Below are 16474 nucleotides of genomic sequence, written 5' to 3'. Positions count from 1 at the left end.
ACGTGCTGTACACCCTGATCCACCGGCTGGGCCTGTTCCGCATCGCGCTGTTCTTCACGCTGGACCCGTGGTTTGACGAAGCTTTTGGTGCGCTGCGCACGGCCGGCTATGGCACCTTCCACCTCGACCAGCTCTGGCCCGGCGTGACCGATGTGGCCTGGGTGTCGCTGCTGATGTACCTGGTGGTGCTGGACTTCGTCGAGTACCTGATCCACCGCGGCCAGCACCGCTGGAACTGGTGGTGGAGCCTGCATGCGCTGCACCATTCGCAGCGGCAGATGACCATGTGGAGCGACAACCGCAACCACCTGCTCGACGACCTGCTCCGCGACAGCCTGCTGGTGGTCCTGGGCCAGATGATCGGCGTGGGCCCGGGCCAGTTCGTCGCCATCGTCGCCATCGCGCAATTGAGCGAGAGCCTGCAGCACGCCAACATCCGGCTGCATTTCGGCCGCATCGGCGAGCGCCTGTGGATCAGCCCGCGCTTCCATCGCCTGCACCACAGCATCGGCATCGGGCACGAGAGCCGCGGCAAGGGCACGCTGGGCGGGCACAACTTCGGCGTGCTGCTGCCCTGGTGGGACGTCCTCTTCGGCACCGCCAACTTCGAGCTGCGCTACGACCCCACCGGCATCCGCGACCAGGTCGAAAAGGGCCGGGACTACGGGCAGGGCTTCTGGGCGCAGCAGTGGCTGGGGGTGTTGCGGCTCGTGGGCCGCGCCTGAAGCGCATGCGCAAGGGCTGGCGCCGCGCGCTCTGGAGCTCCGGCGGGCTGCTGGCCCTCGCCGCCCTCGCGACCTTCCTCGCCGCCACGCCGGCCGGGGCGGCCACCCTCCTGTACCTGCTCGAATGGCAGGCGCGCCCGGCGGACCCCGACAGGATTCGGCACGAGGCGCAGGCCATCGTGGTGATCGGAGGCCGCACCCTGCGCATCGAGCACGGCGCGAAGCTGCACCTTGCCACCGGGGTTCCGCTGCTGCTGGTGGGCAAGGGCACGGGCGACAGCGGCTTCGAAGCCGAGTCGGAAAAGATGGAGGACATCCTCCTGCGCAAGTGGGGCATCGGCCCGCGCTGGGTGGAAACCGAATCGCTCGACACCAGCGAGAACGCGAAATTCGCGTGGTGCCTGGTGTCCTCGATGGACGTGCGGCGCATCGCGCTGGTGACCGACCCGGCGCACATGCCGCGCGCACGGCGCCGTTTCGAGGCGGCGGGTTTCGACGTGATCCCGGCGCCCACGTCCGTGACCTTTTTCCGTCCGCCACCGCTCACGCTCGCGAGCTTCACGCCGGGGCGCAAGGGGTTCGCCGCCGCGAAGCAGCCGCTGCGCGAATGGGCCGGCGCGCTGTTCGGCGGAATCGAAGCCTGGGTCCGGCCGCCGCGGCCGTGTCCGGGCGAGCACTGACGGCGCATCCATAGAATGCCCTGGATCCCCGCCTTCGCGGGGATGACGAAAGTGGATCCCCGCCGTCGCGGGAACGACGAAAGCCGAATGTCCCTGTTCCTCGATTCCTTCTGGCGCGCCGTCGCCTACTGCCTGCACCCGCGGGTCATCGGCCTGTCGCTGCTGCCGCTGGTCCTGATGGTGCTGCTCGCCGCCGGCCTCGGCTATGTCTACTGGGACGACGCGGTCAACACGGTGTTCATGCTGATCGAATCGTCGGACGGGCTCGCGACCGTCACGCGGTGGCTGCAGGACATGGGCATGGGCGGCCTGAAGAATGCGCTGGCGCCGCTGCTGATCATCTTCGCGGTCACGCCGGTGCTCGTCGTGCTCGTGCTGTTCTTCGTCGCCTTGCTGATGTCCCCCGCGATCGTGCGGCTGGTGAGCCGCCGCCGCTTCCCGGCCCTGGAACGCAAGGAGGGCGCGTCCTTCGCCCGCGCCGCCGCCTGGTCGCTCGGCTCCACGCTGCTCGCACTGCTGGCGCTGGTGATCTCGGTGCCGCTGTGGCTGATCCCGCCGCTGATCCTGGTGCTGCCGCCCCTGATCTGGGGCTGGCTCACCTACCGCGTGATGGCGTTCGACGCGCTCGCCGACCATGCCAGCGGCGAAGAGCGCCGGCAGGTGTTCCGCCAGCATCGCGGCTGGCTGCTGCTGATCGGCATCGCCACGGGCTATCTCGGTGCCGCGCCGAGCATCGTGTGGGCCTCCGGCTGGTTCTTCGCCGCCGCCTTCCCGATCCTGATCCCGGCGGCGATCTGGATCTACACGCTGGTGTTCGCCTTCTCCTCGCTCTGGTTCGCCCACTACTGCCTGGCGGCGCTGGCGCAGCTGCGGGCCACGCCCACCGTCCGCGCCATCGACGCCTACGGCAAGCCGCTGGCGCCGTAAGGGCGAGGCGCTAGGATTTCGCCATGAACACGACCACCCCCGAGATCGGCCTGATCATCGTCGGCGACGAGATCCTCTCCGGCAAGCGCGCCGACAAGCACCTGCCCAAGCTGATCGAGCTGCTGTCCGCGCGCGGACTGCAGCTGGGGTGGGCCGAGTACGTGGGCGACAAGCCGGAGCGCATCACCGACACGCTCAGGCGCGCCTTCGCCTCGGGCGACATCGTGTTCTCCTGCGGCGGCATCGGGGCGACCCCCGACGACCACACCCGCCAGTGCGCCGCGAAGGCGCTGGGGCGCGAGCTGGAACTGCATCCGCAGGCCGAGGCCCTGATCCGCGAGCGGATGCAGGACGTGGCGAAGGAGCAGGGCGTGCCCTACGAGCCGGACCGCCCGGACAACATCCACCGCCTGAACATGGGCGTGTTCCCCCGGGGCGCGACCCTCATCCCGAATCCGTACAACAAGATCCCCGGCTTCACGGTCGGCACGGTGCACTTCGTCCCCGGCTTCCCGGTCATGGCCTGGCCGATGATGGAGAGCGTGCTGGACCAGCACTACCGCCACCTGTTCCGGCAGGGCGCCTATATAGAGAAGTCGGTGATCGTCTTCGGCTCCATGGAGGCCACGCTCACGCCGCTGATGGAGCAGGTCGAGCGCGAACACCCTGAAGTGAAGGTGTTCAGCCTCCCCAGCGTCGACCACCCGACCTACGGCCGCCACATCGACCTGGGCGTCAAGGGCGAGCCGGCCCGGGTCGACCCGGCCTACCGGACCTTGCTGGACGGTTTGGCCGCGCTGAAGGTGAAGCTCGGCCCTGAATTGGTGCGTTCTTGATCGCACCATCGCGGTGCAAATCCGCAAATGCACTGATCGGGTGCACTGCTGAGCGGAAACAGCAAGACTTCCGTAGGGAATTGCCCGCATCTTGCGGGACAATCCCGCGTTCGGCCGCTGGACCGCATGCACCAGCTTTGGCACAGAACCTGCATCCCCGCATGCCGCCGATTCATTCAACAACCAACCATCCCCCAGGAGAAACCTGATGGCAGCCAAGAACGTCGCCGATGTCATGAAGCTGGTGAAGGAGAACGAAGTCAAGTTCGTCGACTTCCGCTTCACCGACACCCGCGGCAAGGAGCAGCACGTCACCGTGCCCGTCTCCCACTTCGACGAAGACAAGTTCAGCTCCGGTCACGCTTTCGACGGCTCGTCGATCGCCGGCTGGAAGGGCATCGAAGCCTCCGACATGCTGCTGATGCCGGACCCGAACACGGCCAACATCGACCCGTTCTTCGAAGAGACGACGCTGATCCTCACCTGCGACGTGCTCGAGCCGGGTGACGGCAAGGCCTACGATCGCGATCCGCGTTCCATCGCCAAGCGCGCCGAGGCCTACCTGAAGGCTTCCGGCCTGGGCGACACCGCCTTCTTCGGTCCGGAACCCGAATTCTTCATCTTCGACGACGTGCGCTGGGCCGCCGGCCCGAACGGCTGCTTCGTCGAGATCGACGAATACGAAGCGCCCTGGAACACGGGCAAGAAGCTCGAGGGCGGCAACAAGGGCCACCGTCCCACCACCAAGGGCGGCTACTTCCCGGTGCCCCCGGTCGACAGCACGCAGGACATGCGGGCCGAGATGTCCCTGATCCTCGAGCAGGTCGGCATCCCGGTGGAAGTGTTCCACCACGAAGTGGCCGGCGCCGGCCAGAACGAGATCGGCACCCGCTTCAGCACGCTGGTCGAGCGCGCCGACTGGTCGCAGCTGCAGAAGTACGTGATCCAGAACGTGGCCAACGCCTACGGCAAGACCGCCACCTTCATGCCCAAGCCGATCGTCGGCGACAACGGCTCCGGCATGCACGTGCACCAGTCCGTGTGGAAGGGCGGCAAGAACCTGTTCGCCGGCGAAGGCTACGCGGGCCTGTCCGAGTTCGCGCTGTACTACATCGGCGGCATCATCAAGCACGCCCGCGCGCTGAACGCGATCACGAACCCCGGCACCAACAGCTACAAGCGCCTGGTGCCCGGCTTCGAGGCGCCCGTGAAGCTGGCGTACTCGTCGCGCAACCGCTCGGCGTCGATCCGCATCCCGTACGTGGCGAACCCGAAGGGCCGCCGCATCGAGTGCCGCTTCCCGGATCCGCTGATGAACCCCTACCTGGGCTTCGCCGCCATGCTGATGGCGGGTCTCGACGGCGTCGAGAACAAGATCCACCCGGGCGAGGCCGCCACCAAGGACCTGTACCACCTGCCGCCGGAAGAAGACGCGAAGATCCCGACCGTCTGCCACAGCCTCGACCAGGCGCTGGAGTACCTGGACAACGACCGCGGCTTCCTGACCAAGGGCGGCGTGTTCACCGACGCCATGATCGATGCCTACATCGAGCTGAAGATGACGGAGGTCACCCGCTTCCGCATGACGACGCACCCGATCGAGTTCGACATGTACTACAGCCTGTGATCAAACACAGGTGATTCGGCAAAGGGGCGACTTTTGTCGCCCCTTTTCCTTTTAAATCAACAGCTTAATTGGCAATCTGAAGAGTTTGCGCGATACTGCAAGGCCGTCCCTGCTGATCCATGGCATGGAGAACCGAATGAAGATCGCCCACGTCCTGATTCCCGTCGTTGCCCTCGCTTTCGCCGCCGGCGCCTCCGCGCAGACGAAGATCTGGCGTTGCGGCAACACCTACACCAACGACGAAGCCGAGGCCAAGGCGCAGAAGTGCAAGCTGGTCGAAGGCGGCAACGTCACCGTGGTGCAGGGCACGCGGGTCCTCAATGCGGCGCCGGTCTCGACCGCCCGCCCGGTCACGGCGCCCCGCGTCGACGCCGGCGAGCAGAAGGCCCGCGACAGCGACGCCAAGGCGATCCTGGAGGCCGAACTGAAGAAGGCGGAACAGCGCCTGGCCGACCAGCAGGCGGAATACAAGAACGGCGAGCCCGACAAGCTCGGCCCCGAGACGCGCAACCACCAGAAATACCTTGACCGCACCGCCGAGCTCAAGGCGTCGATCGAGCGCACCGAGAAAGACATTGCCGGACTCAAGCGCGAACTGGGGCGCAACGGCGCCGCAGCGGCCGCCAAATAAGGCGGCCTTCCAGGCCTTCGACCTCCTGGCCACGCTGGTGGCCGTGGTGCGGGGGGACGGCACCGTGCTGTTCGCCAACGCCGCCCTCGAGGACGCCGCCGGCTCCTCCCGCCGCACCATCGAAGGTGCGAGCTTCCTGAACTTCTTCGCCGAGCCGCACGTGCTGCGCACCGCGCTCGACGGCGCCCGCGGCAACGAGTACGCGGCGCTGCGCTACGACGCCAGGCTGCTGCGGCACGGCGCCGAGGCCATGCCCGTGCACGTCGTGCTGGCCCAGACCGAATCGCCCGACGAATTCGTGGTGGAACTGCTGCCTCTGGAAGCCCAGACCCGGCAGGACCGCGAGGAGCGCCTGATCGACCAGGCGCAGGCGAACAAGGAGCTGATCCGCAACCTGGCGCACGAGATCAAGAATCCCCTGGGCGGCATCCGCGGCGCGGCGCAGCTGCTGGAGATGGAGATCGATCCGTCGCTCAAGGAATACACCCGCGTGGTGATCCACGAGGCCGACCGCCTGCAGACGCTGGTCGACCGCCTGCTTGCGCCGCACCGCCGGCCGCACGTGGTGGGCGACGTCAACATCCACGAGGTGTGCGAGCGGGTGCGCTCGCTGATCCTCGCCGAATTCCCGCGCGGGCTGCGCGTCGTGCGCGACTACGACACATCCATCCCCGAGTTCCGGGGCGACCGCGAGCAGTTGATCCAGGCGGTGCTGAACATCGCGCACAACGCGGCGCAAGCCCTGGCCGATCGCATCGCGGCGGGCGACGCACGGCTCACATTCAAGACGCGCATCGGCCGGCAGGTCACTTTCGGCAAGCAGCGCTATCGACTGGCACTGGAATTGCATGTGATCGACAACGGGCCCGGCGTGCCGGACTCGATCAAGGACCGCATCTTCTTTCCGCTGGTGTCGGGAAGGGACGGCGGGTCCGGCCTGGGGCTCACGCTGGCGCAGACCTTCGTGCAGCAGCATCATGGCCTGATCGAGTGCGACAGCGTCGCGGGGAGGACGGATTTCAAGATCCTGATCCCGCTGCCCTGAAGAGAACATAGCAATTGAAGGGTGAAGCAGAACATGAAGCCGATCTGGATCGTTGACGATGACCAATCCATCCGCTTCGTGCTCGAGAAGGCGCTCATGCGCGAGGACCTGCCCACGCGCAGCTTCACGAACGCGCGCGAAGTCCTGGCGGCGCTCGAGGCCGCGAACGACGAGGACGGCCCGCAGATCCTGGTGAGCGACATCCGCATGCCGGGCGGCTCGGGCCTCGACCTGCTCACGCGGGTGAAGGAAAAGCATCCGGGCCTGCCCGTCATCATCATGACGGCCTTCTCCGACCTGGACAGCGCGGTGTCCGCCTTCCAGGGCGGCGCCTTCGAATACCTGCCCAAGCCCTTCGACCTGCCCAAGGCGGTCGAGCTGATCCGCCGCGCGGTGGAAGAAAGCCAGCGCGAGGAAGTGGCCGAGGAGCGCATGCAGGCCGCGCCCGAGATGCTGGGCCAGGCGCCGGCGATGCAGGACGTGTTCCGCGCGATCGGCCGCCTCTCGCAATCGAACGTGACGGTGATGATCACCGGCGAGTCCGGCTCCGGCAAGGAGCTGGTGGCGCGCGCGCTGCACAAGCACTCGCCGCGCGCGAACGGGCCCTTCGTGGCGATCAACACCGCCGCGATCCCCAAGGACCTGCTGGAATCCGAGCTGTTCGGCCACGAGCGCGGCGCCTTCACCGGCGCGCAGACCATGCGCCGCGGCCGCTTCGAACAGGCCGAGGGCGGCACGCTGTTCCTCGACGAGATCGGCGACATGCCTTTCGACCTGCAGACGCGCCTGCTGCGCGTGCTGTCGGACGGCCACTTCTACCGCGTGGGCGGCCACAACGCGGTCAAGGCCAACGTGCGCGTGATCGCGGCGACCCACCAGGACCTGGAGCAGCGCGTCAAGGAAGGCGTCTTCCGCGAGGACCTGTTCCACCGCCTCAACGTGATCCGGCTGCGCCTGCCGGCGCTGCGCGAGCGGCGCGAGGACGTCCCGATGCTGGCGCGCCACTTCCTGCAACAAAGCGCCAAGCAGCTCGGCGTGGAGCCGAAGCGCATCTCCGATGCGGCGCTGGAGCGGCTGATGACGTTCGCCTTCCCCGGCAACGTGCGCCAGCTGGAGAACATCTGCCACTGGCTCACGGTGATGGCGCCGGCGCAGCTGATCGAACCGAAGGACCTGCCGCCGGAAGTGGCGGGCCGCGTGGAGCCTTCACCTTCCGCGGAGCCTCCTGCCACCGTCATTCCCGCGAAGGCGGGAACCCAGGGCGTCCCCGCGGCCGTCTCCGAGGCGGCGCCGGTCCTGGCTCCCGCGCCCACCGCCGGCGGCTGGGAAGCCGCGCTGGAAGTCGAAGCGATGCAGCTGCTGGCCAGCGGCCATCACGACGTGTGGGACCAGCTCACGCGCCGCTTCGAATCGAAGCTGATCCTCACTGCGCTGCTGAACACACGCGGCCGCCGCATCGAAGCGGCGCAGAAGCTCGGGATCGGGCGCAACACGATCACGCGGAAGATCCAGGAACTCGGGCTGGAGTAGCGTCCTCCCCGCGCAGGCGGGGGCTCCCGGATGAGGGTTCCACCGGACACGGAAGCTGCCGGTTCTGCCGCAGCATGCCCGGATCCCCCCGTCAGCACGCACCGGAGTTGCCCCATGGCCGCCAGCTTGTTCCGTGCCTTGTTCCTCGCCCTCGCCCTCGCCGCCGTCGCCAGCCTGCCGGCGGCCGCGCAGTCCGACTATCCGAAGCAGCCGATCCGCATGTTCGTCGGCTTCGCGCCGGGCGGCATCTCCGACGTGCTGGCGCGCGCACTGGCCGCGAAGGTGTCGACGCAGATCGGGCAATCGATCATCGTGGAGAACAAGCCCGGGGCGGGCACTACGATCGCCGGCGACCTGGTCGCGAAGGCCGCACCCGACGGCTACACGATCTGGCTGCAGGACATCACCACGCATGCGATCAACGCGAGCCTGTATCCGAAGCTGCCGTACGACACGCTGAAGGACTTCTCGCCCATCGCGATGGTCGCGTCGACGCCGCTGATGCTGGTGGTGCACCCGAGCTCGCCGGCGAAGACGGTGCGCGAGCTGGCCGCACTGGCGAAGGCCGAGCCCGGCAAGATGTCCTACGGATCTTCCGGCAACGGCACCATCATCCACCTCGCCAGCGAGATGCTGAAGGCGACCCAGGCGATGGACGTGGCGCACATCCCGTACAAGGGCAGCGGGCCGGCCACGCAGGCGATCCTGGCCAACGAGGTGAGCTTCGTCTTTTCCACCATGCCGCCCGCGGTGAGCAACGTCAAGGCGGGCAAGCTGCGCGCGCTGGCCGTGACGACGCCGCGGCGCGTCGGCGCGGTGCCCGACGTGCCCACCATGGGCGAAGCCGGCGTGCCGAATTTCGAACTGGTGCTGTACACGGGCATCCTCGGCCCCAGGGGCATGGACCCCGGCATCGTCCGCCGCCTCAACGCGGAATTCGCGCGGGCGCTGCAGAGCGAGGAGATGAAGAAGGTCTACGACAACCTCGGCGCCGACCCCATGAGCACCACGCCGGAGGCCATGGGCGAGATGCTCGCCCGCGAGATGACGCGCTATGCGCCGGTGGTGAAGGCGTCGGGCGCGAAGGTGGATTGAACCTTCGTCATCCCCGCGGAGGCGGGGATCCAGCGCTTCCAGGAGGAAGAGGCGCGTTGCGCCCCTTTTCAATGCCCTGGGTTCCCGCCTTCGCGGGAATGACGAATCACGTGATTTCCACCGTCACCGGTGCGTGGTCGCTCGGCTTCTCCCACTTCCTGGGCGTGCGGTCGATGCTGCAGCCCTTGACCAGCGATTTCACGCCTTCGCTCACCAGGATGTGGTCGATGCGCAGGCCGCGGTTCTTCTGGTAGCCGAGCATGCGGTAGTCCCACCAGCTGAAGCTCTTCTCCGGCTGCTCGAACATGCGGAAGCTGTCCGTCATGCCGAGATCGAGCAGCTGGCGGAAGTGCGTTCGCTCCTCGGTCGTGTGGTGGATGGTCTCGCGCAGGCCCTCGGGATCGAAGGAGTCGCGGTCTTCCGGCGCGATGTTGAAGTCGCCCACCAGCACCAGCCGCGGGTTGCGCGCCATCTCCTCGCGCACGTGGGCCTGCAGGCCCTGCAGCCACTTCATCTTGTAGCTGAACTTGTCGGTGCCCGGCGCCTGGCCGTTGACGAAGTAGCCGTTGACCACGCGCACCTCGCCCTGCGGCCCATCCACCGTCACCGACAGCAGGCGCGAGTGTTCGTCGGCGAATCCGCTGATGTTCTTCACCACGTCGCGCAGCGGCAGGCGGCTCATCACCGCCACGCCGTTGTACGTCTTCTGCCCGAACACCGCGCAGTGCCCGTAGCCGCCCGCGCGCAGCACGTCCAGCGGGAACTTGTCGTCGGTGAGCTTCAGCTCCTGCAGGCACAGCACGTCGACCGGATTGGCCTTCGTCCAGTCCAGCACGTGCTGCAGCCTCGCCGTGAGCGAGTTGACGTTCCAGGTGGTGATCTTCATACGTGCAGCATCGCCGCCACCCCGATGCCGGCGCCGATCGCGCCGACGCCGAACATGGTCATCTCCAGCCACTTCTTGCGGGTCATGAGCGCGATGGCGGCCAGCGCGATCGAGACCTGCAGCGCGGTGGTGGCCTGCGCCCAGCGGTGGTGCAGGTGCATCTGTTCGTCGCTGCGCTTGTCCCATTCCCTGGCTTCGGCCTCGATCTTCTCGGCGCCGGCCTGGATGTCCTTCTTTTCCTTCTCGTACCGGTCGATCTTGGCCTGGTACTTGTCGCGGTCGGACGCCGTGGGCGCGAGGTCGCGCGACACTTCGGCGAGCGACTGCTTGGTCGACTTCGCCTGGAAGTAGTTCCACTGGTTCGACGCCTCGGTCTTCTTGATCGCGGCGTTGTTCTTGTACAGGCCGGCGTTGGCCTGCGTCGCGCCGCCCATGTACGCGAAGATCGCGCCGACGGTGGCGATGACCGCGGTGAACAGGGCGATCTGGTTGGTCATGCTGCCGCCGCCTTGGGCCGCATGCTCGCCGTGCGCGGCATGGCCGGCGGCGTGCTGCGTGGCGTGTTCCAGCTCGTGGTCGTGGGGTCCGTGGACGTGGAAGGTTCCGCCTGACATGTCAATTCTCCGGGTGCGTGTTCTCGTACGTAACGAAGCTGAAGGCGATTCCGTTGGCACCGACGTGGCGCTCGCGTGCGGTTTCCTTCCAGGTGGGGCCGAGTTCGGGCGCGTGCACGTCGCCTTCGAAATCCGCATCGATCTCGGTGACGACGGCGAGGTGCGAATGCGGGATCGCCAGGCGGAAGATCTCCGCGCCGCCGGTGATCCAGGCGGTCTCGGCTCCGGCGCACAGGGCGATCGCCTCGGCCAGGGTGCCGGCGCGCTCGGCGCCGGGAGCCTGCAATTGCGCATCGCGCGTGATCACGACGTTCCTGCGTCCCGGCAGCGGCCGGAAGCGCGGCGGCAGCGAATCCCAGGTCCTGCGGCCCATGATCACGGGCGCGCCCAGGGTGGTGCGCTTGAAGTGGGCCAGGTCCTCGGGGAGGTGCCAGGGCAGCACGCCGCCCTTGCCGATCACCCCGTTGCGGGCCTGGGCGTAGATCAGCCCGAGCTTCACGCTCATACCGCCACCGGCGCCTTGATCGCGCCGTGGCACTGGTAGTCGAGCACCTCGAAGTCCTCGAACCGGTAGTCGAGGATCGAGGCCGGCTTGCGCTTGATGTTCAGCGTGGGGTAGGGGTAGGGCTGGCGCGAGAGCTGCAGCTCCACCTGCTCGTGGTGGTTGCTGTAGATGTGGCAGTCGCCGCCGGTCCAGATGAAGTCGCCCACGGCCAGGTCGCATTGCTGCGCGATCATGTGCGTGAGCAGCGCGTAGCTCGCGATGTTGAAGGGCACGCCCAGGAAGATGTCGGCGCTGCGCTGGTACAGCTGGCAGGACAGCTTGCCGTCCGCCACGTAGAACTGGAAGAAGGCATGGCAGGGCGCCAGCGCCATCTTCGGGATGTCGGCGACGTTCCAGGCGCTCACGATGATGCGGCGCGAATCCGGATTCGTCCTGATCGTCCTGATCGCCTCGGCGATCTGGTCGATGTGGCCGCCGTCGGGCGTCGGCCAGCTGCGCCACTGCACGCCGTACACGGGCCCGAGGTCGCCGTCCTCGCGCGCCCATTCGTCCCAGATCGTCACGCCGCGTTCGCGCAGCCAGTTGTTGTCGCTGGAGCCCTGCAGGAACCAGAGCAGTTCGACGATGATGGACTTCAGGTGGACCTTCTTGGTCGTCACCAGCGGGAAGCCCTCGTTCAGGTCGAAGCGCATCTGGTAGCCGAACACGCTGCGCGTGCCGGTGCCCGTCCGGTCGGTCTTGGGCGTGCCATGCGCGTACACATGGCGCATGAAGTCCTCGTACTGGGAGCGGACGGGGCGGGGCGCGGTCATGGCGCGATTATCCGGGGATTTCCTTCCCCCTCCCCCTCCGGGGGAGGGCCGGGGTGGGGGCGCTGGGGGCGCTCCGGCCCGTCAACCGAGAACTTTCCCCGGATTCATGATGTTCTGCGGATCCAGGGCCTTTTTTACGGCCTGCATCATCTGCAGCGCCACCGGCGACTTGTAGTGGGGGAGCTTCTCCGCCTTCAGCGTGCCGATGCCGTGCTCCGCCGAGATCGAGCCGCCGAAGCGCTGCACCTGGTCGTACACCAGGGTGTTGACGCGCTCCTCCTGGTCCCGCAGGAAGGCCTGCATGTCGCCGCCTTCCGGCGCCTGCACGTTGTAGTGCAGGTTCCCGTCGCCCATGTGGCCGAAATTGACCAGCCGCACGCCGGCGATCTCGCGCTGCAGCAGGGCGTCGGTCTCGGCGCAGAAGGCCGGGATCTTCGACACCGGGATCGAGATGTCGTGCTTGATGTTCAGGCCTTCCTCGGCCTGCGCCAGCGGGATGTGCTCGCGCACGTTCCACAGCGCGCGGGCCTGGGCGATGTTCTCGGCCACCACGGCGTCGGTGGCGCAGCCTTCCTCCAGCGCCACTTCCAGCAGCCGCTCGAACTGCCCGCGGGCGTGTTCCTCCGACTCCTGGTCGGACGTCTCCAGCAGCACGCCGTAAGGGCTCTCGGCCTGGAAGGGCACGCGCAGCTGCGGCATGTGCCTGACCACCAGGCTCAGGGCGAACTGGCCCATCACCTCGAAACCGGTGAGGCCGGCGCCAAGGTGCCGGTGCGCCAGCCCGAGCAGCTGCAGCGCGGCGTCCATCGACGGCACGGCGGCCCAGGCGGTCAGCGTCGCCTTCGGCAGCGGATAGAGCTTCAGGGTGGCGCCGGTGATCACGCCCAGCGTGCCCTCGCTGCCGATGAACAGGTCCCGCAGGTCGTAGCCGGTGTTGTCCTTGCGCAGGCCCGACAGGCCCTCCCAGACTTCGCCCTGCGCGTTCACGACCTCCAGGCCCAGGCACAGGTCGCGCGTGTTGCCGTAGCGGACCACCTGCGTGCCGCCCGCATTGGTTCCGAGGTTGCCGCCGATCGTGCAGCTGCCTTCCGCGGCGAGGCTCAGGGGAAAGAGGAAGCCCGCGGCTTCGGCGGCTTCCTGCACGTTCTGCAGCACGCAGCCGGCGTCCACCGTCACCGTGAGGTTGCCGGCGTCGATGCCGCGGATGCGGTTCATGCGGGTGAGGCTCAGGACCACCTGGCGGCCGCTCGCATCCGGCGTGGACCCCACCACCATCCCGGTGTTGCCGCCCTGCGGCACGATGGAGATGCCGGCCTCGGCGCAGGCCCGCACGACGGCCGCGACTTCCCCGGTGGAGGCGGGCCGCACCACGGCGAGCGCCTTGCCTTGCGCGCGCTTGCGCCAGTCCATCTCGTAGGCGCTCAGGTCGCCTTCGGTCAAGACGTTGGAGGCGCCGACGGCGGCGCGGAGGCGGGTGATCAGGTCGTTCATGGCTTGGCGTTGCGCAGCCGGATGCGCACGTGCAGTGCGCAGGCGGCGAAGAGGACGAGGCTCAGGAGCACTTCGAGGATGGCCAGCGGCACGGCGGGGCCGCGCTCGCTGGTGGCGCGCACCGCGCCTTCCAGGAAGTAGAACCAGACCAGCAGGCTGGTCCAGCGGTAGGTGTACATGCGCCGCTTCAGCAGGCCGGGCAGCGGCAGGCACAGGGGCAGCACCTTCACCGCCCACAGGCTGCCGCCGGGACGCAGCGGCGCCAGCCACAGCTCCCAGGCGAGCCCCAGGACGATCAGCCCCAGCAGGCTCCCCACGGCCAGCCAGCGTGTCGTTTCGACGGCACGGGGAACGACGACGGCTTCGGAGGACTGCATGGCGAATGGCATCATAGCGGCCGATGCAACCCCGCCAGCTGCTTGCCGACCTCGCGCGCTTCCCCTGGCGTTCCACCGCGCTGACCCTGCGCGAGCGCTTCCGGGAGGACCGCCTGGGCCTCTCCGCCAGCAGCCTGACCTTCACCACGACGATCGCGCTGGTGCCGTTCTTCACGGTGGCCCTGGCGCTGTTCACCGCCTTCCCGATCTTCTCCAAGCTGCAGTCGAACCTGCAGCAATGGCTGGTGCAGAGCCTGGTGCCGGATGCGATCGCGCGCCAGGTGCTCGGCTACCTCACGCAGTTCGCGGGCAAGGCGAGCCGCCTCGGTGGCGTGGGCCTCGCGGCGCTGGTCGCCAGCGCGGTGGCGCTGGTGCTCACCATCGACCGCACGCTCAACGGCATCTGGCGCGTGCGCCGTCCGCGGCCGTTGGGCCAGCGGGTGCTGATCTACTGGGCGGCGATCACGCTGGGGCCGATGCTGCTGGCGGTCAGCCTCGCCACCACCTCCTACGTGATCTCCGCCTCGCGCGGCGTGGTGGCGGCGCTGCCCGGTTTCCTGGCCTTCCTGATCGACATGGTGGAGTTCGCGGTGCTGGCCCTGGCGCTCACCGCGCTCTACAAGTACGTGCCGAACACGCCGGTGCGGCGCACGCATGCGATTGCCGGCGGCATCGCGGCGGCCCTCGGCATCGAGATCGCCAAGCGCCTGCTGGCCTGGTACATCGGCAAGGTGCCGACCTATTCGGTGGTGTACGGCGCCTTCGCCACCGTGCCGATCCTGCTGGTGTGGATCTACATCGCGTGGTCGATCGTGCTGCTGGGGGCGGTGGTGGCGGCGTATCTGCCCAGCCTGCTGGCCGCGCCGAAGCGGCGCGGCGGAGCGCATGGGTGGCAGTTCCAGCTGGCGCTGGAGGTGCTGCAGCAGCTGCACGAGGCGCGCGCGGGCGTGCGCCGCGGGCTGTCGGCGATCGAACTCGCGGCGACGATGGAAGTGGACGTGCTGCAGCTGGAACCGGTGCTGCAGACCCTGGTGCAGCTGGACTGGATCGGCCGCCTGAACGAGATCGACGACCAGGAGGGCACGCGCTACGTGCTGCTGGCGGATGCGCAGGCGACGGCGCTGGAGCCGCTGATGCGGCACCTGCTGCTGCCGGCGTCGGATGCGACGGCGAAGCTGTGGCAGACGGGGCGGTTGTCGCAGGTGTATCTGAAGGACGTGCTCTAGGCGTTGGCGGGAACGCTGGGGTTGCACCCCAGCCTACGAAGTCTTGCGTCGGGGTTCGGCGCTGCGCGCGCTCACCGCCGACCTACGGGGAACGGGTATTCCGTAGTTGGCGGGAACGCTGGGGTTGCACCCCAGCCTACGAAGTCCGGCTCCCCGTAGGCTGGGGTGCAACCCCAGCGATTCGAAGCGCCGAATCCCGACGATCACTCCAGCGCAAACGGCGCCTCGAGGAATCCCCGGAACCGCGCCCGCCCACCGCGCGTGGGCATCTCCGTGAGCCGATACCGCGGAAACCGTGCCAGAAACCTTCCGATCGCGACCTTGCCCTCCAGCCGCGCGAGGCTCAACCCCGCGCACTGGTGGATCCCGAAGCCGAACGCCAGGTGCCGGTTGTTCTCCCGCCGCAGGTCCAGCACGTCCGGATCGGCGAACTGCGCCGGATCGCGATTGGCCGCGCCGATGCACAACGTCACCAGCGCGCCTTCCGCCAATGCGACCCCGCCCACCTCGCACGCCTGCAGCGCCCGCCGGTTTCCCAGCTGGTTCGACGATTCGAAGCGCAGGAATTCGTCGACCGCCAGAGTCATCGCCGGCTCCAGCGCGTCCCAGTCCGGACGTTCGCCGATCGCCCGCAGCAGCCGCTCCTTCTCCTGCGGCCATTCCTCGAGCGCGGCCAGCGCGTTGCCGATGAGGTTGGTGGTGGTCTCGTGGCCCGCATTGAGGATGAACACGCAGTTCTGCAGCAGCTCGGTCTCGGTGAGCTTCTCGCCGGCGTCCTCGCCCTGCACCAGCCGCGTGAGCACGTCGTGCTCCGGATCGCCCGGGTACTTGCGGCGGTCCGCCACCAGCACCTTCAGGTAGTCGAGGAACTCGCGCACGCTGCGGTTGCCCGCCGCTTCCTGTTCGGGCGTGAGCTTCGGTTCCAGCGCGCCCAGGATCGCCAGCGACCAGCCGCGCAACGGCCCGCGCTCGTCGCGCGGCACGGCGAGCAGGTTGCCGATGATCTCCACGGGAATGGCGGAGGCGAAGTCCTCGACCAGGTCGCCGCCGCCCTTGGCCTCGATGCCATCGAGCAGGGTCTCCACCAGCAGGATCAGGCCGGGCTCCATGTCGGCGATCGCCCGCCGCGTGAGCGCGCCCATGATCAGCTTGCGCACGCGGGTGTGCAGCGGCGGGTCGTTGAACACCAGGCTGGTCGTGTGGTGCTCCAGCAGCGCCGAGCCGGCGCCGTACTTGGGCGTGAACTCCACCTTCTTGTCGGAGCTGAAGCAGTGCGCGTCGCGGTACACCTGCACGAGGTCCGCATGGCGCGTGAGGAACCAGGAGCCGTCGGGCATGCGCCGCACCGGTTCGCTCCCGCGCAGCGCGGCGTAGACCGGAAACGGATTGGCGTAGAAGTCCGGGGGCAGGGCGCGCAGGTCCAGCGACGCCGCGATCTCGCGCGCCCGCCCGGGGCTCATGGGCGGC

Annotated in this window: 17 protein-coding genes; 10 read left to right on the top strand and 7 right to left on the bottom strand. The window is 68.2% G+C overall.

What is annotated here, in order from left to right; translation table 11 throughout:
- The 9 genes from VF522_RS00735 to VF522_RS00695 form a co-directional block, all read left to right on the top strand.
- On the top strand, window positions 1-725 hold a 725-nt coding region (locus tag VF522_RS00735; RefSeq protein ID WP_330906281.1), incomplete at its 5' end, for a sterol desaturase family protein.
- A 5-nt stretch (window positions 726-730) separates the two neighbouring features.
- Window positions 731-1405, top strand: coding sequence for a YdcF family protein (locus tag VF522_RS00730; RefSeq protein ID WP_330906280.1), 675 nt, complete (start codon window positions 731-733; stop codon window positions 1403-1405).
- 87 nt (window positions 1406-1492) lie between these two features.
- Window positions 1493-2332, top strand: coding sequence for an EI24 domain-containing protein (locus tag VF522_RS00725; RefSeq protein WP_330906279.1), 840 nt, complete (start codon window positions 1493-1495; stop codon window positions 2330-2332).
- Window positions 2333-2355: 23 nt separating this feature from the next.
- Complete coding sequence (locus VF522_RS00720) at window positions 2356-3168, top strand: competence/damage-inducible protein A (protein ID WP_330906278.1); 813 nt, start codon at window positions 2356-2358, stop codon at window positions 3166-3168.
- Between the two features lie 208 nt (window positions 3169-3376).
- Window positions 3377-4795, top strand: a complete 1419-nt coding sequence (gene glnA, locus VF522_RS00715; RefSeq protein ID WP_330906277.1) for a type I glutamate--ammonia ligase — start codon at window positions 3377-3379, stop codon at window positions 4793-4795.
- A 136-nt stretch (window positions 4796-4931) separates the two neighbouring features.
- Window positions 4932-5426, top strand: a complete 495-nt coding sequence (locus VF522_RS00710; protein WP_330906276.1) for a hypothetical protein — start codon at window positions 4932-4934, stop codon at window positions 5424-5426.
- Complete coding sequence (glnL, locus tag VF522_RS00705) at window positions 5371-6471, top strand: nitrogen regulation protein NR(II) (RefSeq protein ID WP_330906275.1); 1101 nt, start codon at window positions 5371-5373, stop codon at window positions 6469-6471. The genes VF522_RS00710 and glnL overlap by 56 nt, the downstream gene beginning before the upstream one ends.
- Before the next feature lie 33 nt (window positions 6472-6504).
- A complete protein-coding gene (gene ntrC / locus VF522_RS00700) occupies window positions 6505-8001 on the top strand; it encodes a nitrogen regulation protein NR(I) (RefSeq protein WP_330906274.1) in 1497 nt (498 codons plus the stop codon).
- A 114-nt stretch (window positions 8002-8115) separates the two neighbouring features.
- Window positions 8116-9096, top strand: a complete 981-nt coding sequence (locus tag VF522_RS00695; protein WP_330906273.1) for a tripartite tricarboxylate transporter substrate binding protein — start codon at window positions 8116-8118, stop codon at window positions 9094-9096.
- 106 nt (window positions 9097-9202) lie between these two features.
- Here VF522_RS00695 and xth read toward each other — a convergent pair whose 3' ends face one another.
- From xth to VF522_RS00665, 6 genes are all read right to left on the bottom strand, one after another.
- Window positions 9203-9982, bottom strand: coding sequence for an exodeoxyribonuclease III (xth, locus tag VF522_RS00690; protein WP_330906272.1), 780 nt, complete (start codon window positions 9980-9982; stop codon window positions 9203-9205).
- Window positions 9979-10596: a DUF4337 domain-containing protein gene (locus VF522_RS00685; RefSeq protein WP_330906271.1), complete on the bottom strand. Its 618-nt coding sequence runs from the start codon at window positions 10594-10596 to the stop codon at window positions 9979-9981. The genes xth and VF522_RS00685 overlap by 4 nt, the downstream gene beginning before the upstream one ends.
- A gap of 1 nt (window position 10597) precedes the next feature.
- Window positions 10598-11095 (bottom strand): dihydrofolate reductase, encoded by a 498-nt coding sequence (locus VF522_RS00680; protein WP_330906282.1) that lies wholly within the window; start codon window positions 11093-11095, stop codon window positions 10598-10600.
- Between the two features lie 2 nt (window positions 11096-11097).
- A complete protein-coding gene (locus VF522_RS00675; RefSeq protein WP_330906270.1) occupies window positions 11098-11913 on the bottom strand; it encodes a thymidylate synthase in 816 nt (271 codons plus the stop codon).
- An 81-nt stretch (window positions 11914-11994) separates the two neighbouring features.
- Window positions 11995-13404, bottom strand: a complete 1410-nt coding sequence (locus VF522_RS00670; RefSeq protein ID WP_330906269.1) for an FAD-binding oxidoreductase — start codon at window positions 13402-13404, stop codon at window positions 11995-11997.
- Complete coding sequence (locus VF522_RS00665) at window positions 13401-13781, bottom strand: DUF2069 domain-containing protein (protein WP_330906268.1); 381 nt, start codon at window positions 13779-13781, stop codon at window positions 13401-13403. Before VF522_RS00665 ends, VF522_RS00670 begins: the two co-directional genes overlap by 4 nt.
- Window positions 13782-13804: 23 nt before the next feature.
- Between VF522_RS00665 and VF522_RS00660 the strand changes: the two genes are divergently transcribed.
- Entirely contained in the window at window positions 13805-15007 is a 1203-nt protein-coding gene (locus VF522_RS00660; RefSeq protein WP_330906267.1) for a YihY family inner membrane protein, read from the top strand.
- Window positions 15008-15210: 203 nt separating this feature from the next.
- On the opposite strand, the gene VF522_RS00655 is transcribed toward VF522_RS00660, so the two are convergent.
- Window positions 15211-16467, bottom strand: coding sequence for a cytochrome P450 (locus tag VF522_RS00655; protein ID WP_330906266.1), 1257 nt, complete (start codon window positions 16465-16467; stop codon window positions 15211-15213).
- Window positions 16468-16474: the final 7 nt, after the last annotated feature.

This window comes from Ramlibacter sp. (assembly GCF_036383835.1).
In the GTDB taxonomy this organism is placed as follows: domain Bacteria; phylum Pseudomonadota; class Gammaproteobacteria; order Burkholderiales; family Burkholderiaceae_C; genus Ramlibacter.
This window is presented reverse-complemented; position numbering and strand designations above follow the sequence as displayed.

Coding starts and splice junctions, on each gene's coding strand:
- VF522_RS00670 (WP_330906269.1), bottom strand. CDS start 13,404: ATGAACGACCTGATCACCCGCCTCCGCGCCGCCGTCGGCGCCTCCAAC.
- VF522_RS00695 (WP_330906273.1), top strand. CDS start 8,116: ATGGCCGCCAGCTTGTTCCGTGCCTTGTTCCTCGCCCTCGCCCTCGCC.
- VF522_RS00685 (WP_330906271.1), bottom strand. CDS start 10,596: ATGTCAGGCGGAACCTTCCACGTCCACGGACCCCACGACCACGAGCTG.
- VF522_RS00655 (WP_330906266.1), bottom strand. CDS start 16,467: ATGAGCCCCGGGCGGGCGCGCGAGATCGCGGCGTCGCTGGACCTGCGC.
- VF522_RS00710 (WP_330906276.1), top strand. CDS start 4,932: ATGAAGATCGCCCACGTCCTGATTCCCGTCGTTGCCCTCGCTTTCGCC.
- VF522_RS00720 (WP_330906278.1), top strand. CDS start 2,356: ATGAACACGACCACCCCCGAGATCGGCCTGATCATCGTCGGCGACGAG.
- VF522_RS00660 (WP_330906267.1), top strand. CDS start 13,805: ATGCAACCCCGCCAGCTGCTTGCCGACCTCGCGCGCTTCCCCTGGCGT.
- VF522_RS00675 (WP_330906270.1), bottom strand. CDS start 11,913: ATGACCGCGCCCCGCCCCGTCCGCTCCCAGTACGAGGACTTCATGCGC.
- VF522_RS00665 (WP_330906268.1), bottom strand. CDS start 13,781: ATGCAGTCCTCCGAAGCCGTCGTCGTTCCCCGTGCCGTCGAAACGACA.
- VF522_RS00725 (WP_330906279.1), top strand. CDS start 1,493: ATGTCCCTGTTCCTCGATTCCTTCTGGCGCGCCGTCGCCTACTGCCTG.
- glnA (WP_330906277.1), top strand. CDS start 3,377: ATGGCAGCCAAGAACGTCGCCGATGTCATGAAGCTGGTGAAGGAGAAC.
- ntrC (WP_330906274.1), top strand. CDS start 6,505: ATGAAGCCGATCTGGATCGTTGACGATGACCAATCCATCCGCTTCGTG.
- xth (WP_330906272.1), bottom strand. CDS start 9,982: ATGAAGATCACCACCTGGAACGTCAACTCGCTCACGGCGAGGCTGCAG.
- VF522_RS00730 (WP_330906280.1), top strand. CDS start 731: ATGCGCAAGGGCTGGCGCCGCGCGCTCTGGAGCTCCGGCGGGCTGCTG.